The organism is Nitrospira sp. (genome assembly GCA_030692565.1).
Taxonomy (GTDB): domain Bacteria; phylum Nitrospirota; class Nitrospiria; order Nitrospirales; family Nitrospiraceae; genus Nitrospira_D.
The window spans coordinates 65,844-84,756 of sequence record JAUYAO010000054.1 but is presented as its reverse complement, the minus strand read 5'-3'; the positions used below and the strand labels follow the sequence as shown (position 1 = coordinate 84,756).

The following is an 18,913-nucleotide window of genomic DNA, read 5'->3' as shown; positions in this document are numbered from 1 at the left end:
TTACACAGGAGGCCATGACGCCCGTGGAGGAATGGAGACGCATACTCGCTGAGAGCATCGTGAAGCCGAAAGATCTGGCTGACCGATTCGGACTCGACGAGAAGGAAATAGAAGCCATCGTCGGTCCGTATCCCATGCGGATCACCCCGACCGTCCTCGGGACGATGAAGGAAAAAGGCGACGCCATCTGGAAACAGGTGGTACCCGAGATCGCGGAGCTGGACGATATCGACGCGGAGGACGATCCGCTCGAGGAAGACCTGATGAGTCCGGTCCCTCACCTCGTCCACCGGTACCCCGACCGCGTGCTCCTGATGGTCACCAATCAGTGTCCGATCTACTGCCGCTTCTGCACCAGAAAACGGCTGGTGGGAAAGCCCGGCTTTCTGAAGAAGGGCGAACTGGATCGCGCCATCGCCTATTTGCGCGAACATACCGAAGTGCGGGACGTCATTCTTTCAGGCGGAGATCCCCTCCTGCTGCCCGACTATCTCCTCGAACGGATCTTTAAAGCGTTGCGGAGTATCCCGCATCTGGAATTGATTCGCATCGGCTCACGGGTCCCCGGGACCTTGCCGGAACGCATTACTCCGAAGCTGTGCGAATTGGTAAAGAAATACCACCCGATCTATATGAACCTGCACTTCAACCACCCGGACGAACTCACGCCGGCGGTGAAAGCCGCCTGCGGCATGCTCGCGGATGCCGGGGTGCCGCTCGGCGCGCAGACCGTTCTATTGAAAGGGGTCAACGATGACCCCGAGGTGATGAAGCGCCTCGTCCATCAGCTGCTCCTGGCCCGCGTCAAGCCGTACTACCTCTATCAAGCGGATCTGACCAAAGGCACCAACCATTTCCGCACGTCGGTCGAGACCGGCCTGAACATCATCAAAGCCCTTCAAGGCCACACCAGTGGAATGGCGGTCCCGCACTTCGTGATCGATGCGCCCGGCGGCGGAGGAAAAATTCCGCTCCTCCCCGGCGACTACCTGGTGCATCTGGACGAAGACGGCGCCGTGCTGCAGAATTACGAGCATAAGACGTTCCGCTATCCGCAACCGAAACAGGGCCACGGACGCGAGTTGCCGATGGTCGGTGCGCGGACCGGCTTCGACTACGAAGCAAGCGAAAACAGTTACCCCGATCGCGACGGGTTCTCTCCGTGGGGCAACAGTTGCGGGGGAGATACGGACGCGCTGTGAGCAAGACACCGACCCAGGGCATTCTGCCCTATCAGGACATCAAGCAACTGATTGCCACCGGTGCCCTCACGGCATCCCCCGCGATCGAAGACCGGCAGATTCAACCGGCCAGTCTCGACTTGCGCCTGGGGCGCAAAGCCTATCGGCTCATCAGCAGCTTTCTGCCGGAACTCTCCCCGATATCCTCCCGACTCGACGTCCTCGACTTCTATCAATCGGATCTCGTCATGTACGAGATGGATTTGACGGAGGGAGCCATCCTGGAAAAGGGGCACGTCTATCTGGTGCCGCTGCTGGAACAGCTGAAGCTCCCCAAAACCCTGCGCGCCCGGGCGAACCCGAAAAGCACGACCGGACGGCTCGACGTCTTCACCCGCGTCGTCACGGATTTGAATGCGGGCTTCGACGAAATCAGAGCCGGCTACCATGGCCCATTGTTTCTCGAAGTCGTGCCTCGCTCCTTCGCCATTAAAGTCCGAACCGGACAGTCGCTGAATCAGATCCGGTTCGTGCGCGGCGAAGCCACCGTCAGCGACGCGGCGTTGCAGACGCTGCACAGCAAATCCCCGCTGCTCTATCACAATAGCCCGACCAGGAAAGCGCTGGGGCAGCGCGAGTTCCGCGCCGAGCGCGGACTCTTCCTGCGCATCGACCTGAAGGGCGACGACCGGACAGACTCAGGCATCATCGGCTATCGGGCCAAGAAGAATAGCCACGTTATCGATCTGGCTAAAGTCGGGCACTATACCGCCGCGGATTTCTGGGAGCCGCTCTACCGCCATCGACATGACAGCCTCCTCCTGGAGCCGGAAGAGTTTTACATCCTCGCCTCCAAGGAACGCATCCGTGTGCCGGCCGGATACGCCGCTGAGATGGTCGCGTATGAAGCGGCCTGCGGAGAACTGCGCACCCACTATGCCGGATTCTTCGACCCGGGCTTCGGTTATGGAGCGAAAGGGGAAATCAAAGGAACGCAGGTGGTGCTGGAAGTCCGCCCCCACGATGTGCCGTTCCTGATCCACGACGGGCAGACCTTTTTTAAGGTTGTATATGACCGCATGCTCGACGTACCCTCTCAGCTCTACGGCACCACATTGGGGTCCTCGTATCAAGGGCAGGCGCTCACACTCAGCAAACATTTCAAAGTGTAACTATGGCACCAACAGACCTTCCGACAAAAGATCCCGCTCCGGCTTCGTCGCCGGGCCACGTGGACGGCGAGACGAGCGAGGACAAGCAACTCAGCGTCGCCGGCATGATGACCGGCACCGCCCTGATCTTCATCGGCTTTCTGAATGTCTTTTTGTCGATCAGCGGCGGATTTGAAATCAATGCCGTCCCCCTCCTGATCTACTTCGGCGGAATCGCCGTGTGGGCCAACGCGGTGATTGAGAACCCTACCTGGCGCTATAGCGTCATGATCTGCGCGATCGCGATCGGATTGGGCTTCTTTCACTACGGCGAAGTGCTCTTCTGGCACAAACAGGTCGTCTTCTGGACCACCGTCGTCGTCGTCATGTACTTCATGTTCCGAGAGCCGAAGACACCGGACAGATAAACCCCGATGATGATTTCCGTCATCATCCCCACCCTGAACGAATCTTCAACCATCGCTCGCACGCTCACCCGCACTGTCGCCTTGGGATTCGACGACATCATCGTCAGCGACGGCGGCAGCACCGACCCCACCATTCCCATGGTCCAAGCCTGTTGCGCTAGGGTGCCCGCCGTACGGCTGGTCACCGCGCCGACCGGCCGCGCCCGCCAATTGAACGAAGGCGTGAAGGCCTGCCGCAGCGACGTGATCCTGTTTCTCCATGCCGACACGGAGCTACCCCCGACTGCCAAGACCGTCATAGAGTCGGCATTGGGCAATCCCCGCTGTATCGGAGGCCGGTTCGATGTCCGTTTCGATCAACCGTCCCGCTGGGGCGCCGTCATCAGCTGGTTCATGAACCGACGCTCACGGCTCAGCGGCATCGCCACCGGCGACCAAGCCATCTTTGTCCGCCGGCAGGTGTTTGAACGGATGGGTGGATTCCCGGATATCCCGCTGATGGAAGATATCGAGTTCAGCCGGCGCTTGAAACGCTTGGGGCCGACCGCCGCGCTCACGGATCGCGTCACGACCTCGTTTCGCCGTTGGGAGAAAAACGGGCCCCTGCGCACAATTCTCTTGATGTGGACGCTGCGCTTCCTGTATTGGCTGGGAGTCAGCCCTACTCGTCTCAACCACTGGTATCGTGTAGTCCGATAAGCTATGAGCAAACCAACGCCCAAGTCGTCGCAGCCTCCGACATCCAAGCCACAACCGGCCGCCCTGGTCATCTTCGCGAAAGCACCCGTACCGGGCCAGGTCAAAACGCGCCTCTGTCCTCCGTTGACCGCTGACGAAGCCGCCACCCTGCACGGCAGCTTTGTCATCGACATGCTCGAACGCACCAAAGTCGCCACGACAAAATTGAAGTTACCCGTCGATCGTTATCTGGCTTGCGCGCCCTCATCCACACTGGTCTTCTTTCAAATCATGGAAGAACGGCACAGCGTAAAGCTGATCGATCAAGTCGGCCACGATCTGGGCGCGCGCATGCAGCAGGCGTTTGCAACCCTCTTCGGGAAGAGCTATCAACGCGTCTTCATCGTCGGCACCGACGTCCCCTCGCTGCCGCTCGATCATTATAAGCAGGCCCTGGCTCTGCTGGATGCCCACGACGTCGTCTTAGGACCGGCACTGGATGGCGGATATTATTTGATCGGCCTCAAGCAACCTAGGCCTGAACTCTTCGTCGACATTGCCTGGTCGACAGATGGTGTGCTCGCTGCGACGCAGGGGAAAGCCGCCGGTCTCGGCTTGAAGGTGGCGCTCCTGCCTTCGTGGCGCGATGTCGACACCGTCGACGATCTTCAGGCATTGATAGAAGCCAGTGCTGCAGACGCAAAGAAACCGAAAAATGAACAGGCCTTTTCAGCACGCACGGCCGGCGCGCTGCAGCATCTCGCCAAGGGCCTGCGGACGAAGACATAACCACCGCACTCACCACGGACATCGACCATGAATACACGCGTGGCACTCATCACCGGCGGAGCCAAGGGCATCGGGCGTGGGATCGCGCTCGACCTGGCTGCACAGCATTGGAAGATCGCCATCTGCTACCGCACGAGCGAAGCCGATGCGCAAAAGACCGCACTGGCCATTACGGAGCGCGGCGGACAGGCGCTGGCCATCCGCTGCGACGTGTCAGACCCGGTTGCAGCGAAGAATCTCGTGGCTCAGGTCGAACAGAAGTGGGGCCAAATTGATGTTCTCATTAACGGCGCAGGTCCCTACCATCGCGTGAATCTGTTCGAAGAAACGGTCGAGGGGTGGAACGAGATGTTCGATGGCAATCTCCATCCCATCTTCTATCTGGCCAAAGCGGTTTCGCCAGGGATGAAAGCCCGCAAATCCGGCCACATCATCAACTTCAGCATGGCCAACGCCGATCAGATGATCTCGCAGCCTGACGTCACCGCACATTACATCGCCAAGGCCGGCGTGCTCATCCTCACCCGAACGCTGGCCAAGCTGCTCGCGTCGCACGGTATCACCGTGAATGCTATCTCGCCCGGATTCATCGATTCCGGCAGCGCGCCACCGGAAGAATTGGCCGGCATGACGAAGCGCATTCCTGCCGGCTATATCGGCACCATCGACGACACCGTCGCAGCCGTGCGATACTTACTGAGTGAAGAAGCGCGCTACGTAAACGGGGCGAACATCCAGATCAGCGGGGCATGGGGGATATGAGGGGCTGAGGTGACCGGGGTAGTTTCCGTGCTCGCTGCCCGCACGCCCAAGATCAGATCATACTTTCAAATTAGAGACGGCGTTCGGTCAATGCGCGCAAGATGAAACTACCCCGATCACCTCGCTTGAGGGAAGGGAGGGAAGGGAGAATAAATGAAGACTGATCAAGAACGCGAATCCCATCATCGATTCGTCCAAGCACTCCAGCATGAGCATCTGACCTGCTCCAAGCCAGGTTGTGGCGGAGCTATGGATATCGTCGACCTCACTCCGCACAACGCTCGTATCAAGACCTATGAAGCCACGTGCGAGCGCTGCCACTTGGTCGAAAAGATTACGGGCAAGGAAGAACATCAGCCGGCGTGGGACGTGGCCTCGATTACAATGATGGCCGAAGTCCATCTCCTCCACGACCAACCCACCTGCCCCTTCGACGATACTCCCATCACGTTTATCTCCATGCCCAATCCACGACGCAAGGCCCGTTACCGCCTCGCCTGCTTTTTCTGCGGCCGCCACACTGAAATGAACTGGCCGCCACCGGAAGCAAAGGGGTAGTTCCAAGTTCTCGCAGTGTGGGCGTCAACCCTGCGCCTTTCCTTTGAGCGCCACAACCTGCCCCCGAACATGGAGCAACAGCTCCTTCATTGGCACAAATATTCTTGCCGCGCGTTTCTGTGATCCGACTTCCATCTCCCAGATCCAATTTTCATCGGGCGTCTCCCGAAATAGCTCCACCATCGGCTTTTGATTATTCAGCTGATACGGCACCTTCTCTTGGATTTCTTTCAGAATCGCATCGGGCGCCGCACCCTTTCTTTTGAGCTGCATCGCCAAGTCGCTCGTCTTCCGAGAGTCCCCGATACGAAGATCCAGTTTGGCAATCTCCCGATCAAGCAACTCCTCCTGGCACGCGACGAAACTCTTGAGATCGAGCAAATGTCCGATCTCTAGTTTCATGGTGCCAGGAAAGAGACTACCCTCTTTTTCGATGAGCGCCTCGATTCTGGCCCGATAACTCTCCAGGAAGTAGTAGATAAAGAAAAACTCTTCGGCCGGCCACCAATGCCGTCGATGGACGAGGCGCGTCAGATTTTCAACAAGCCCGACTCTGGTCAGCCGATAGCGTGGCTGGGCTTGTCCTCCCAGTTGCTTCGCAAACCCCTCCTTGACCGAACCCGCGAGATACCGCGCGATCTGCGTATTCTCGACGGCAAGGCTCGAGCCCTCCATCGCCGACTCCAACCAGTTGGAAAACAACTCAATGAGAAACCGCAGATCCTTCTGGCGAAATCCCTGAGCTGAAAACCTGGCGTGGGCCCCGATGGCGGCGGCATCAAAGAGCGCACGATGCCGTCCCAGATGTGTCTTCTTGGCCTGCTTCATCGTTTTCACTCCAGATAATGACAGTGTCACTACATTACCATCTTCCTAAGCTTGCGAATAACAAGATTGATATTGCCGATTGGCCCACATTCTGGGCGCATGAATGACACTGTCATGCAATCGTACCCCCTGGACACGTCTCCCAGCGCTAGACTCAGCGTAGACGATCACTCATTCACCAGGAGGTTCACATGCGCATCTTCAAACGCATCAACGCCACGATCCAGTCCAACTTCAACTTGTTCCTTGACCAGATCGAGAATCACGAAGCCCTGGTCACGGAAGCGATGCATGAGGTGAAAGCTGCATCGGCCCAGGCCACTGCGCGGCTCGCCCGCCTTCAGCAGGATGAGGACAAACTGGCGGCCAGATTGACGGAACTCCGCAAAGATTGCGGCGCAATGGAAAGACCGGGCCCTCCAGGCCGGCACCCAGGATGAAAGCCGCGCCCTCGAGTGCGTCCGTCGGATGACGCGAGCCAAGGAAGAAGCAGGCTCGACCGAATCCCAGCTCACCAAAGCACGGGAGCTTCGCGCCAGACTCGTCGACGACCTCCGCGGAATCCAGTCCAAGCTGGATGAACTCCAGCGGAAGAAACACACACTCGCCACGAGACAGTTCCGCGCCGAAGCGATGAAGGCCATTCAATCGGATGGGACCAGCGCGCTGGACGAGATCACCGGCATCTTCAACCGCTGGGAAACGCGGGTATCGGAAGCGGAAGGCTACGTCGCAGGACCGGCCCTGCTCACCGACGACTTCGAACTCGCCTACCGGCAGCAAGAGGACCATGAAGAGCTCCGCGCCACCTTGCTGGGATTAATGACCGAACAGAAACAGTAACCGGACATCGCCACAGGAAGGAGGACGATCATGGAACGCTGGATGGACATTCAGAAACTCGGGCAGTTACTGCGCTGGATCGGCTCGCTCTTGCTCCTGGGAGCCAGCGCGAGCTTCATGCTGGAGGGCTGGCAAGACTTCGGTTCGCAATTCCGGTACTTCCTATTTCTCGGATATCTGTTGAGCCTGGCTGGACTCGGCCTCCTCCTGGGCGCGCGCGTCAAGGAGGACAAGGGCGCCAGAACGCTCCTAGGACTGGCCGTTGCCGGCATTGCCGCCCAATGCTCGCAGCTCGGCGCGATGATCCACTCGATGGTATCCGCCGACAACGGGTCCCTGCCTGGCGCGCTCCTCTATGAAGCGGCCGGGTGGAGTCAGATTGCCCTGAACGGGGCCGCCACGCTCCTCCTCCTCGGCCCCGTGGCGTTCCTAGGCTTCTCGGCCTTGAACCGGCCGCAAGCCCGCCTGCTCACCGGAGCCTATCTGCTGGCCTGTAGCAGTCTCCTCATCCCGGTCCGTCACGGGTTGCCGGTGACGATGGTGTTGATTGCCGTCGCCACGTTGGCACTGTGGATCGATTCGCGCTTTATCGCCGGCACGACAGTAGGCGGCACCAGTGAAGGCATCATCAGCCGCTTGCTGCTGCTCCTGCCAACCGGCATTGTGGCGGCGCGGACTGCATTTTATCCGCAAGACGATGTGTTTCTCGGAGTGACAAGCATGCTCGTCGGAGCACTGCTCTTCGAGATGCTGCCACGATTGATGAAGGAAGACACGGAACGAACACGCGTTCAGGCATTCAGCACAGTCCCGATCGTGTTGGGCTGGTGCGTGATCGCGTTTCAGTACTTCCCCACCGCGTTAAATATGACCGTAGCCGGGCCACTGGTCACCCTGTTGCCCTTGAGCGTCATACTGACCGGACTCTCGCTACGGTCGTTCGGCGGGGGGAACTCGTACAGGAAAGTCGCATCACTGTTGACGTTGATTGCGTTACTCTCCCAGCTCGGCACAGAAGCGACGTTGCTCTCGTCGTTCCTGTGCGTCGCGCTCGCCACCTTCATGGTGGTGGCGGGATTCCGGTACCAGGAACGGGTAGTGTTCTCTGCCGGGATCGTCGGCTTGATCTTCAGCATGGGCTACCACTTGAAGTTCGCCATGCAGCTGTATGCCCAGAGTCCATGGGCGTTTCTCGCGGCAGCCGGAATCCTCGTCCTGTTGAGCGCGTCGTATCTGGAAAAACATGCGACCCGCATGTTCGGCCGCGTGGTGCTCTTGAGGGAGGAAATGAAAGCCTGGAGGTAGCCGACACCGCGGCGTACGAGAGACATCCTCTCACACCAAGCCGGCGGGTACTCATGCGAGCGCCCGCCGGCTTGGTGTGGTCCCGACTCCCGCTAAGGCAATGCACCTACCTCCCGAACGCCTTCTTCAGCAGCGGCTCCATCTCGCCTTTCTTTTCCATCGGATCGAGAATGTCGGTGTCCCCGTAGAACGTCCCGTCGATGAACACTTTGGGCAGCGTCGGCCAATTGGTCATCTTCGTGAGGGCTTCCCGCTTGGTCGGCTGGGAGAGCACATCGATCAGTTCATACGGGTATCCATACTTCTCAAAAAACTGCATCGTCTCCCGTGTGAATCCGCACATCGGCATGGTCTTCGTCCCCTTGCCGTAGATCAGAATCTTATGCGCTTTCACTTCCTTCTGGATCTCATCTTCTATCGGTTCGGCCATCGTATCCTCCTATGCTTCGTCTTTAGTGCGAGCCGTCAACTCCAGCGCGTGAATACGCCCATCCTTCAACGGCACATCCAGCGCCTGATAGATGAGCCGGTGCCGATCCAGAAGATTCTTCTCCCGAAACGCCTCCGACACTACTATCACCTTCAAATGGTCCATCGTCCCAGTGCGATCGGTGACCGTCACCGCCGCATCCGGCATACTCTTCCGAACGAACTCGGTCAACACTTCCGGTGTAATCATGCACGGCCTCCGTCTGTTCAGGTGAGGATACCCGAGGCCCGACAGGAAACGCAATTCGCTTAGCCGGGCGCTCATCCACACACGGAACGACACAGATCCCTGCACATACCAATGACCACCTCAGCGAATCAAATCGCATCCAGGGTGGATTGGTTTGGCTGTCTCCCAATCGGAAGTCCTGCAACTCACCAGATACCTTCGATCTCCGCGAAACATCCGAGATCGTGACTGTTTTCCCGCCACAAGCAGCAACAATCTTCACCGGTACAGTCCTTGCGGTAGAGCTGATCGAGGCCGATGACATTCGCAGGAGGGTACATGTATCTCATGATGTTCCTTTGGACCACGGTCACTCTCATCGCCGCGATCGCCTTCCTTCGGCGCATGTGGTGCCCCATGGCGATGAATGCCCCCACAATAATACCGTTACACCTGGTGCCTATGAACCAACGGTGGTGGTGGATATCCACCAGCAAAAGTCATGGCAATAGGTTGAGCGCTCGCAATTCATTCATTTGCAGAGGGTTTTCATCGCTTCATGCGCGGCATCGGGATTGCTCACTGACCACAGCAGGAGAACGACCATGAACCAGACGGCCCCAACCCATTCCATCACCCACCATCAAGGAGGCTTCCATGTCTGAATTCAAATCAGGGTTCTTTGTCGGAGGAGATGCCTGCAACGGACGAGTCCTAGTCGTGGACGACGAGCCGGACATCCGCAAAGTCGTAAAGATGACGTTGCAGAAAGCGGGCTATGACGTGCTGGAGGCCGAGAACGGCGAGAAAGCCATTGAGACCATCAATAGCGGAGAAAACCGGCTGCTGCTCGACGTAATGGTGTGCGATATCCGTATGCCGAAGGTCAACGGGATCGAAGCGATTGCGTACTTCCGGCAAAATTACCCCCGCGTGCCCCTGATCGTCCTGACCGGATTCCCCGACACCGACATGGCTACGTCGTTACTCAGGCAAGGCGTGGTCGACTATCTGGTGAAACCCGTTGAAGGAGAAAAGCTGAAAGCCTCCGTCGCCCGTGCGATGGAGCAGCGTGAACTGGCGCCCTTATGAACTCGTCAGCGCCGCAGGTATCTACGCAGGATCCGGAGGGGAGGGCCGGTGTACGGTCCTCCCCGGCCTCACGAGACAAAGATGCCCTCAACCCTATGACGACCACCCACCCCACAGACGTGACGCCCACCAAAGTCGCCATTCTGGGAGCAGGCCGGGGCGGCACCGCGCTCCTCGATCTGCTCCACCAAATTCCGGCCATCGAGATCATCGGCATCACCGATTGCAACCCCGGAGCACCCGGCCTGCAGCGGGCCCGTGAACTGCGCGTGCCGGTGGTACCCCACATCACCGAGCTCATCCAGAACCACGGCGTGCAACTGATTCTCGATGTGACCGGCGACCCCGCCTTAGGAGCAACGCTCCGCAGTCACGCCCGGCCTGATGCAGATGTGCTGAGTGGATCCGCCTCCCGCATTCTCTGGGAACTCGTTCAACATGAATCGGCCTTGCAAGCGGAATTGCTGCATGCGGAAAAGCTGGCCGGCATCGGCTCCTTTGCCGCCGGCATCGCCCACGATATCAACAACCCGTTGCAATTGATTCTGGGGCTCGCGGAAAACCTTGCCGAAGAAACGGATCTCGAAATCATCCACACACAGGCGGCGGACATTATCGCGGCCGTCAAGCGTACCACAGCCATCTGCCGCGACCTCACGGCCTACGGCCGACGCTCCGCCTCTCACAACCATAGCCTGATCCCTCTCAACAACAAACTCGATGAGGCGCTGAGGATCGCCCGCTATGCTGTCGGGTTCCATGATATCGATATCGTCAAGCAGTATACCCCCGAAGCGGCAGCCACTGGACATCCCGACGAACTGCTCCATGTCTTCGTCAACCTCATCACCAACGCCATTCAGGCCATGGAGCGCGGCGGCACGTTAACACTTCGAACGACGATTGAGCAGGATCACGTGGCGATTCAGGTCGCCGATACAGGCTGCGGCATTCCCCCGGAGCTCTTCAACGAGATCTTCGAACCATTTTTCACCACCAAACCTCCCGGGAAAGGTACCGGCCTGGGCCTGTATAATATCAAGCATGTGATTCACCAGATGCACGGCACCATTGCCGTGACCAGCGACGTCGGCATCGGCAGCACCTTTACTATCACCTTGCCACGAACAGCACAGACGTGACCCCCATGACGACACCAAGGCCGGCACGCCCGCCACACGCACCACGCGAGACCCGATGGGGACTGAAAGCCAAACTGATCCTCTCGATGCTCTTCGTCGGTATCGTCCCGCTCGTCATCGGACTGGGCATGGCCTTCTGGCAGGGGTCGCAAGAAATCCGCGACGTCAACGGCGAAAGCTTCAAGGCGCTCGCAACCGAGGCCGCCCGCAAACTCGACCTCGTCACCGCTGAAGAAGTGGCCCGCACCTCCCGCATCGCGAACGATCCCGCAATCATTCAGGAGCTGGAACGACGCCGGGACGGCGCCTCGGCATTGCCCCCAGGATTGGGAAACCTCTCCGACGCCGAACAGACCGCACATTGGGCAGCACGCGACCCCGCCATGGTCAAGGCCGTCACTGAGAATCTGACGGCCGGGCTCTTGCGTGAGTATTACTCCGGCGCCCACAGCCAACCTGATCACCTCCTGCCGCAAGTCATGCGCTCGGCCACGAAGATGCTGTTCCTGACCGATAGTCATGGCACCCTCGTCGCCTCCATGAAGGCCAAACCGGACTACCGCCATGGCGACTCTCTCTGGTGGAAGGGCGCCTTCAATAACGGAGCGGGGAAACTATTTATCGAGGACGTCCACTTCCATGCCCAGGCCGATACGTATGCGTTCACCATTTCCATCCCTGTCATGGACAGCCTCCACTACGAAGTTATCGGCGTGCTGCATCGCGTGATCGATGCCAAAGAGTTTTTCTCCCCTTCCACCCACCCCATCCGGTTCGGGAAAACCGGGCATGTGATGCTGATCGATAGCCGGGGCATCGTGATGAGCTGCCCGATCCTCCCAACCGGCGTCTCACTATCCGACCAGAGCCTGATTCCCCTCATCACTCCGCTCCAGCCCGGCTGGACCCAGGCAGCGAGCGACGGACACGGAGGCAAGACGACGTCGATCATCGGCTTCGCGCCCCTGCCGGAGACCAGCCGCGCGACGAACGGATCGCTGAGCGGCGGCTCCTGGCATACCTTTGTCTGGCAATCGTCCGATGAACTGTTTGCGCCGATCCAACATCTCTTTACCTGGATGACGGTCTTTGGCGGCATCGCCGTCGTGCTCCTCGCGGTGCTGGGCTACGTCGCCGCCAGCCGCATCGTCACGCCGGTCCGCGCGCTGCAACAGGCCGCCCAAGCGATCGGACGAGGAGAACTCCAAACCGCCATCGACATTCGCACCGGCGACGAACTGGAGGATCTGGCCGACGAATTCACCCGCATGAATACTCAACTGGAAGCCGCATTTGCCGGCTTGACCGACCAAGTGACCTTGAAAACGCAAGAAGTGGATTACCTCCGGCAGTCCACCGATCAGATCCTGGATGCGGTCCCGACGCCCATCGTCCTGGTCGATGCTGGTGAATCCGTCAACTACGTGAATCAGGCCGCTCGTGAGACCTTCCACCTCGCGCCCGACGCAACGCCGCCGCTGTCACTGTTCACCGTACTTCCGCTCGACGCCGCCAGCCAAACCAAACTCCGCCAAGAATTTTCCGGGGACGCAGCCGGGGCACCGGACGCAGCCGCACCGGTTCTAAACAAAGCCCCACGGGATCCCCTGGCTCAAGCCGACGGCAACGAGGGGGGTCGTGACCGGGCGGAGCTCCGGATTGGCTCACGGACGTATCATTATCTGTGGTTTCGCCTGCCCAGCCGCCCGGGAGAAGAACCGCACAGCGGGCTTGTGCTCCGCGACATCACCGATGACAGCCGCATGCAGGACCAACTCATTCAAGCCGAGAAATCCGGCAGCCTCGGCGTGCTGACCGCCGGCATCGGACATGAATTGAATAATCCATTGTTCGGGATCCTGGGCCTGGGAGAAGCCATTCAGGATGAAACCGATCTCACCCGCGCCCAATCGCACGCCCGCGATATCGTCGCCCAAGGGCGCCGGATGGCCGCCATCATCCGGGACTTCACCGGCATCACCGCTCGGGACACCTCAGCCCAGCGCATTCCGGTGTGCGTGGAATCCACGATCGAGCACGCGCTCGCCGCCATGCAGACCGCCGCCGATCTGACTCAGATAGCCATCCAAAAGACCTTCGCCGGAGAGACCATGGTCATGGCCATCCCCGACCAACTCCAGCAAGCCATAATGAATCTCTTGATAAATGCCGTTCAGGCGATGAAAGGGGTCGGCGCCTTGACCATCGTCACCACGCAGACAGATCAACTAGTCACAGCCAGGATCACGGACAGCGGCCCTGGGATTGCCCCGCAATACCTCGCAAGAATCTTCGACCCGTTCTTTACGACCAAAGGACAAGGGGAAGGTTCGGGATTGGGCCTGACCGTCGCCCGGCGCATCATCAGGAAATTCGGCGGAGAGTTGCGGATCGAGAGCCGCGTGGGAGAGGGCACGACCTGTCTCATCACACTGCCGAGGATCCGCAATCAGCCACCTGAGGAGGGCACATGCATCGCTTCGTCACCACGCTCGGAACCACAGCCGTCACGCTCCTAGTCGCGGGGCTCTTGCTCGCGCCCATTCCGCCGCTGGCGAAAGAACCGCCGATCCTGCCGGGCATCTCGCCGGAAAAGGTCGCAGACTATGTGCATGCCATCATCCAGGCCGACCGAACTATTTACACCACGCTCGTAGTGACCCGGATGCAGGAAAAGCACATCGTCAAGGCCACCGAACATTGGGAACAAGACAACGCCCTGCCGCTCCCCGCCCAGTTCCTGCAACACTCCGGAAAGATGGTTGCCGAAAGCGGACGGGGCATCCGTTATCGCCTCATCGGCCTTTCCCCGATTTATCAACGGAACGCCCCGGCGACGGATTTCGAACGGAATGCCCTTGTCGCGTTGACCGCACAACCGGATCGCCCCGTCACCGGCATTGTGTCGAGCGGAAAGAAACCATTCTTTCAAGCCATCTATCCGGACCGCGCGGTCTCCGCGGCCTGCGTGTCATGCCACAACAACCACCCGCTGAGCCCCAAGCGGGACTTCAAAGCGAACGACGTCATGGGAGCCATCGCCATCACGATTCCGTTGGACTAACTGCCGGAGCGGGAGATGAACCGACGCGAGGGTGCGGACGTCAGGAGGATGGAGGAGCGCTCTGTGCCACAGCGGCATCGGGAACGAAATACTCTTCTCGATAAATCTGGATCGCCGTCATGAAGAGGCTAATGATGATCGGACCGACAAACAATCCCAGCAATCCGTATAGTCCGAGACCGCCGAGCACGGAGAGCACCAGCAGCAGCACCGGAATCTGGACATCCTGCCCAATGAGCCACGGCCGGAGAAACTGATCGACCATCGAGACCACGCCGACGCCCCAGGCCAACATGCCCAGCGCTTTTCCCATGGCACCGATGGCGAAGAAATACACCACCACCGGCCCCCAGACCAAGGCCGTGCCGCCGAAAGGAATCGGCGCCAGCACGATCGTCAGCGCCGTCAGCACCATCGGGAACGGCACACTCAACACGAGATACGCCAACCCGGCCAGCACGCCCTGCACCAGCGCGGTGACCAGCATGCCCTTCACGACCGCCCGGACCGTTTGATCGAGCCGCGTGAGAATTTTCTGTTTATGCGACTCGTCCATGGGGACGAGCTCGTACAGCGAGTCCATCCAGCGTTCGCCGTCTTTGAACAGGAAAAAGAGCACCATCAGCATGATGAAAAAGTTGCTGACGAGGACCACGGCATTCTTCAGGAGATCCCCCATCTGACTCACCAAAAACTGGCTCAGCCATTTGGCTCCCGACACCACGGAGTCCTCCATCGGCACCAGTTGCCCATTGCCGCCCGACACCAACGAACGCAGCCAGCTGCCGATCACCGGTACCGCCGCCAGCCGCTCGGGTAACTGCTGAACGCCCCCGGCGACAATCCACTCATGGATAATCTGCTCCACCGCCACCGCTTCCCGCACCAAGACCACGCTCATCAAGACCACCGGAACCACCACCACCGTCAGCACGCCGACGGTCAAACAACCGGCAGACAATGTATCGCGCCCGTTCATCAGCGCCGTCAATCGGCGATGCAATGGAAACACCCAATGGGCCAGCAACGCCGCCCACAGGACCGGGAAGAGGAAGGGCTGTAAGATCAGTCCGATCTGATAGAGCAACAGCGCCAGGAGAGCGAAGAAAACGACCGTAAAAAGTTGTGGACGAGTCATACGTGGCCGGGAGAGAGATGCTTCGCTGTCACGTTGATAGCAGATTTATGAAGCGTTGTCACGGGAGCGGTGAAGACCCACAGCATTTGAGACTAGAGAGTGCAATACTGACAGGCTGCTCAAAACGGCCGTCCAGCAAGGCCGCAACGAGTGAAGAGGCGAGACGTACTCCCGTACGTTGAACCTCTGAGCGATGTGAGAACGCCGCTGGCGGACGTTTTCAGCAGCCTGTCAGAGATCCGGCTTTTTCCCCAGAACCGCGACCGGGCGATTGCGATTGCCATTCATGTCCCGAACAGCACCCGGCAACCGCGGGACATCCTCCGGCCAGGTCGTGACGCCCATGTCACTGACACCCTGAAACTTCGCGCCTTCTTCCATCGAGAAGATCGGCGCATGCACTTCACCCATGATGATACCGGTCTTGAGCAATTGCACCCGATCGCTCGCGGTAATCGTCGCCTTGATGCGCCCGCTGCTGATCAATATACCGGCCGTAATCGTTCCCTTCACCACGCCATCTTCCCCGACAATGACTTGGCCCTTGGTGTAGATATCCCCTTCCAGACGGCCATCAATACGCACCGTGCCATCAACACGAATCTCGCCCTTGAGCTCCACCCCTTTGGCCAACAACGTGATATTCCCGTCATCCATATACCCGCTCTTTTTCATAGTTGCTCCCTATTGGCGAACACTCGCCACTCAGGATACCCCAGGGGGGGAGAGGCGCCTAGCAGTTTGTCAAAACGTGGCGCAGGAGAGTCGAGCAGCGACAGGCCCTTTGCGAGCCGCTAGGATAATCCGAGCCGGTGCTTCACTCGCTCCCACAGTCCTCCGCCATGAATCTCGCAATACACGCTCGGTTCCGTCCCTTCCAGAAACACCTCCGTCACCCGCTCAGGACACTGCGCCGTCGCCAACTGGCCCGTGCGCGGGTCGATCGCTCGTGAAATGATCCCGCTCGGGATGGGAAAATCGAGAGAGTCGGCAGGAATGAGCCGGCGCGCCACGTCCACCCAGATCGGCAAGGCGGCCTGTGAGCCGGTCAGGCGAATCGCCCGTTCGTCGTCAAATCCAACCCAAACGCCGATCACCAAGTCTGGCGTATAGCCGACAAACCACGCATCGCGATACCCGTCCGTGGTGCCGGTCTTCCCGGCAACCGGACCCCGCAATCCCCAGGCTCTCGCTTTCGATCCGGTTCCCCGATCCAGCACGCCTTTCAACAGTGACGTCGCCAGGTACGCCCCCTGCGCCGACACCGCCTGATGCCGGTCCACCATCGGGCTCCAGACTGTCTCTCCGGAGTCACGGACCAGATTGGTGAGGGCGACGGGCTTCACCACCACACCCGCATTCGCCAGGCCGCCATACGCCGCCGTGATTTCGAGAAGCGAGACCGAGGCGCTCCCGAGCGCGACCGAGAGATTGTCGGGCAACGCTCCCTGAATGCCGAATCCCCGCAACAGCCGGTTGATCGATCCGATCCCCAATCGATGCGCCGTGCGCACCGCCGGCACATTCAGCGACTGTTCGAGCGCCGCCCGCACCGTGACCTGTCCATGAAACTGGCGGTCGTAGTTCTGCGGCGACCAGGGTCCGGTCCCGGACTCGAAACTCACCGGCTCATCGGCCAACATCGTCGCCGGGGTGATCCCTGTACTCCCCTCAGCGCGAGCCGCCTCAAACGCCGCAAGATACACAAAGGGTTTGAACAAGGACCCTGCCTGCCGGTGCGCCTGCGCCGCCCGATTGAATTGACTTGTACGATACTCGCGCCCCCCGACCATCGCGCGGAGATGGCCGGTTCGCGCTTCGAGCACCACGAGAGCGCCCTGCAGCGGCGTCTCGCCCTCGCGCAACGCCGGGTACTGCTGCTCCAGCTTGGCCAGCCCTTTGTGCAGAGCATCAGTCGCGAGTTGCTGCATGTACGGATCGAGCGTCGAATAGATCCGGGCGCCTTCGGGAATGCCCATCCCGGTTCCCGCCTCCACCTGCCGCAGCAGATAGTCGACAAAATACGGGGCGTCCGCCACGACATCCTCTGGCAATGACACCTGGACCGGCCGATTCACCGCCTCCTTCCACGCGTCTTCGGTCAGCACCCCCTCATCGCGCAACCGGCGGAGCACCACATTCCGGCGATGGGTCGCATGCTCCAGATTTTTTGTCGGAGAGTAGGTGTTCGGCCCCTTGATCATCCCCCCGATCAGCGCCACTTCCTCGATCGAGAGGGCATCCAGGGGTTTCCCGAAATATCGATGCGCCGCTTCCCCGATCCCGTAAATCGACACCGAGCCGGCTTGCCCGAGATAGATCTCATTGAGATAACTTTCGAGGATCTCTTCCTTGCGGTACTTCCATTCCATCACAAACGCCGCCACCACTTCGCGCAACTTTCGTCCCAGGGTCCGTTGCGGCGAATAAAACAAATTCTTGGCGAGCTGCTGGGTAATCGTGCTCCCGCCCTGCACCACACCGCCGCGCGTCACATTCGCCCACAGCGCCCGGCCAATGGCAACGGGATCGACACCATAGTGGGAAAAGAACCGCCGGTCTTCCACCGCCAAAACCGTCTTGATGACCAAAGAAGGAATCTGATTGTAGGGCACCCACTCCCGCACCTGCCGCGACCCGCCACGCATGCCGCTCAGCAAGGGCGGTTCCAAAGCCACAAACGGAAGCGACTCCCGCTCCTGCATGGACATCACATTCGTGATCACGCCGTCTTTCAGTTCCACATGCACACGCCGGGGGGGCTGATGGCTCTCCTCCTGCGCATGCAGGTACAGATCGATGACATCCTGCGACGCCAGATAGTCGCCGGGCCCCTGCACATCCGAGACAGCGCGATAACCCAGCCGATGCAACCGGTCGAACACCCCGGTCTCGACCACCGGCTCTCCCGGCTTCAGCAGATGCGGCGCACCAAAGATCAAGAGGGGTGGATGTTCATCGCTCTTGGGGAGGGCAATGGATGCAGCCAACAGGGCTCCGTAGCCCGCCACGGCGATACCCGCCGCACAGACCAAAGCCACCATTCCACCCATCAGCCATTTCAGTACGCGACCGACTCTCGGCATGCCCCATCCCTTTCCACACCCAGCATACCCGAGGCCCATTGGAGAAGCGATCACGGTCTCACGGCATAGACTTCATGCCCCCTGGGCGCGTTCTAGACCGACCTATCCCCGCTCCAGCGGCCAATCGTAGAATCTGTCGCCGTAGCGCCCCCCCCCCTTCCGAGGTAACCCTTCCTGGTCTTACGCTTTCCAGCAATCCCGGTATCCTCT

Annotated in this window: 20 protein-coding genes; 14 read left to right on the top strand and 6 right to left on the bottom strand. The window is 59.7% G+C overall.

Features of this window, described 5'->3' with window-relative positions; all coding sequences use genetic code 11:
* Positions 1–14 precede the first annotated feature (14 nt).
* The 7 genes from Q8N04_14550 (at position 15) to Q8N04_14520 (ending at position 5,547) form a co-directional block, all read left to right on the top strand.
* Positions 15–1,202 (top strand): KamA family radical SAM protein, encoded by a 1,188-nt coding sequence (locus Q8N04_14550; protein ID MDP3091898.1) that lies wholly within the window; start codon positions 15–17, stop codon positions 1,200–1,202.
* Complete coding sequence (locus Q8N04_14545; protein MDP3091897.1) at positions 1,199–2,353, top strand: 2'-deoxycytidine 5'-triphosphate deaminase; 1,155 nt, start codon at positions 1,199–1,201, stop codon at positions 2,351–2,353. Before Q8N04_14550 ends, Q8N04_14545 begins: the two co-directional genes overlap by 4 nt.
* A 2-nt stretch (positions 2,354–2,355) precedes the next feature.
* Positions 2,356–2,760 carry a hypothetical protein gene (locus Q8N04_14540; GenBank protein ID MDP3091896.1) on the top strand — a complete coding sequence of 135 codons (405 nt, stop codon included), beginning with the start codon at positions 2,356–2,358 and terminating at the stop codon, positions 2,758–2,760.
* Between the two features lie 6 nt (positions 2,761–2,766).
* On the top strand, positions 2,767–3,459 hold the full coding sequence (locus Q8N04_14535) for a TIGR04283 family arsenosugar biosynthesis glycosyltransferase (GenBank protein MDP3091895.1): 693 nt from the start codon (positions 2,767–2,769) through the stop codon (positions 3,457–3,459).
* Between the two features lie 3 nt (positions 3,460–3,462).
* Entirely contained in the window at positions 3,463–4,227 is a 765-nt protein-coding gene (locus Q8N04_14530) for a TIGR04282 family arsenosugar biosynthesis glycosyltransferase (GenBank protein MDP3091894.1), read from the top strand.
* Positions 4,228–4,254: 27 nt separating this feature from the next.
* Positions 4,255–4,989 (top strand): SDR family oxidoreductase, encoded by a 735-nt coding sequence (locus tag Q8N04_14525; protein ID MDP3091893.1) that lies wholly within the window; start codon positions 4,255–4,257, stop codon positions 4,987–4,989.
* Between the two features lie 153 nt (positions 4,990–5,142).
* Entirely contained in the window at positions 5,143–5,547 is a 405-nt protein-coding gene (locus Q8N04_14520; GenBank protein MDP3091892.1) for a hypothetical protein, read from the top strand.
* 24 nt (positions 5,548–5,571) lie between these two features.
* On the opposite strand, the gene Q8N04_14515 is transcribed toward Q8N04_14520, so the two are convergent.
* Entirely contained in the window at positions 5,572–6,375 is an 804-nt protein-coding gene (locus tag Q8N04_14515) for a hypothetical protein (GenBank protein MDP3091891.1), read from the bottom strand.
* Positions 6,376–6,566: 191 nt separating this feature from the next.
* Between Q8N04_14515 and Q8N04_14510 the strand changes: the two genes are divergently transcribed.
* Genes Q8N04_14510 through Q8N04_14500 form a run of 3 tightly spaced genes read left to right on the top strand, consistent with a single transcriptional unit; the run spans position 6,567 to position 8,523 of the window.
* Positions 6,567–6,815 carry a hypothetical protein gene (locus tag Q8N04_14510; protein MDP3091890.1) on the top strand — a complete coding sequence of 83 codons (249 nt, stop codon included), beginning with the start codon at positions 6,567–6,569 and terminating at the stop codon, positions 6,813–6,815.
* A 28-nt stretch (positions 6,816–6,843) separates the two neighbouring features.
* Positions 6,844–7,218 carry a hypothetical protein gene (locus tag Q8N04_14505; protein MDP3091889.1) on the top strand — a complete coding sequence of 125 codons (375 nt, stop codon included), beginning with the start codon at positions 6,844–6,846 and terminating at the stop codon, positions 7,216–7,218.
* A gap of 30 nt (positions 7,219–7,248) precedes the next feature.
* On the top strand, positions 7,249–8,523 hold the full coding sequence (locus Q8N04_14500; GenBank protein MDP3091888.1) for a hypothetical protein: 1,275 nt from the start codon (positions 7,249–7,251) through the stop codon (positions 8,521–8,523).
* 106 nt (positions 8,524–8,629) lie between these two features.
* On the opposite strand, the gene Q8N04_14495 is transcribed toward Q8N04_14500, so the two are convergent.
* Entirely contained in the window at positions 8,630–8,953 is a 324-nt protein-coding gene (locus tag Q8N04_14495; protein ID MDP3091887.1) for a glutaredoxin domain-containing protein, read from the bottom strand.
* Positions 8,954–8,962: 9 nt separating this feature from the next.
* Positions 8,963–9,202: a BolA family protein gene (locus Q8N04_14490; GenBank protein ID MDP3091886.1), complete on the bottom strand. Its 240-nt coding sequence runs from the start codon at positions 9,200–9,202 to the stop codon at positions 8,963–8,965.
* A gap of 636 nt (positions 9,203–9,838) precedes the next feature.
* On the opposite strand from Q8N04_14490, the gene Q8N04_14485 reads away from it, so the two are divergent.
* The 4 genes from Q8N04_14485 to Q8N04_14470 all read left to right on the top strand — a co-directional run bounded on the left by Q8N04_14485 (position 9,839) and on the right by Q8N04_14470 (position 14,479).
* On the top strand, positions 9,839–10,273 hold the full coding sequence (locus tag Q8N04_14485) for a response regulator (GenBank protein MDP3091885.1): 435 nt from the start codon (positions 9,839–9,841) through the stop codon (positions 10,271–10,273).
* Positions 10,274–10,368: 95 nt separating this feature from the next.
* Complete coding sequence (locus Q8N04_14480; GenBank protein ID MDP3091884.1) at positions 10,369–11,415, top strand: ATP-binding protein; 1,047 nt, start codon at positions 10,369–10,371, stop codon at positions 11,413–11,415.
* 5 nt (positions 11,416–11,420) lie between these two features.
* On the top strand, positions 11,421–13,934 hold the full coding sequence (locus Q8N04_14475; protein ID MDP3091883.1) for an ATP-binding protein: 2,514 nt from the start codon (positions 11,421–11,423) through the stop codon (positions 13,932–13,934).
* Positions 13,886–14,479, top strand: a complete 594-nt coding sequence (locus tag Q8N04_14470) for a DUF3365 domain-containing protein (protein ID MDP3091882.1) — start codon at positions 13,886–13,888, stop codon at positions 14,477–14,479. The genes Q8N04_14475 and Q8N04_14470 overlap by 49 nt, the downstream gene beginning before the upstream one ends.
* Before the next feature lie 40 nt (positions 14,480–14,519).
* Here Q8N04_14470 and Q8N04_14465 read toward each other — a convergent pair whose 3' ends face one another.
* From Q8N04_14465 to Q8N04_14455, 3 genes are all read right to left on the bottom strand, one after another.
* The gene (locus tag Q8N04_14465; GenBank protein MDP3091881.1) at positions 14,520–15,617 is read right to left on the bottom strand and encodes an AI-2E family transporter; all 1,098 of its coding nucleotides are present in this window, start codon (positions 15,615–15,617) and stop codon (positions 14,520–14,522) included.
* A gap of 231 nt (positions 15,618–15,848) precedes the next feature.
* A complete protein-coding gene (locus tag Q8N04_14460) occupies positions 15,849–16,292 on the bottom strand; it encodes a polymer-forming cytoskeletal protein (protein ID MDP3091880.1) in 444 nt (147 codons plus the stop codon).
* 119 nt (positions 16,293–16,411) lie between these two features.
* Positions 16,412–18,703, bottom strand: coding sequence for a PBP1A family penicillin-binding protein (locus Q8N04_14455; protein MDP3091879.1), 2,292 nt, complete (start codon positions 18,701–18,703; stop codon positions 16,412–16,414).
* Between the last annotated feature and the right edge of the window lie 210 nt (positions 18,704–18,913).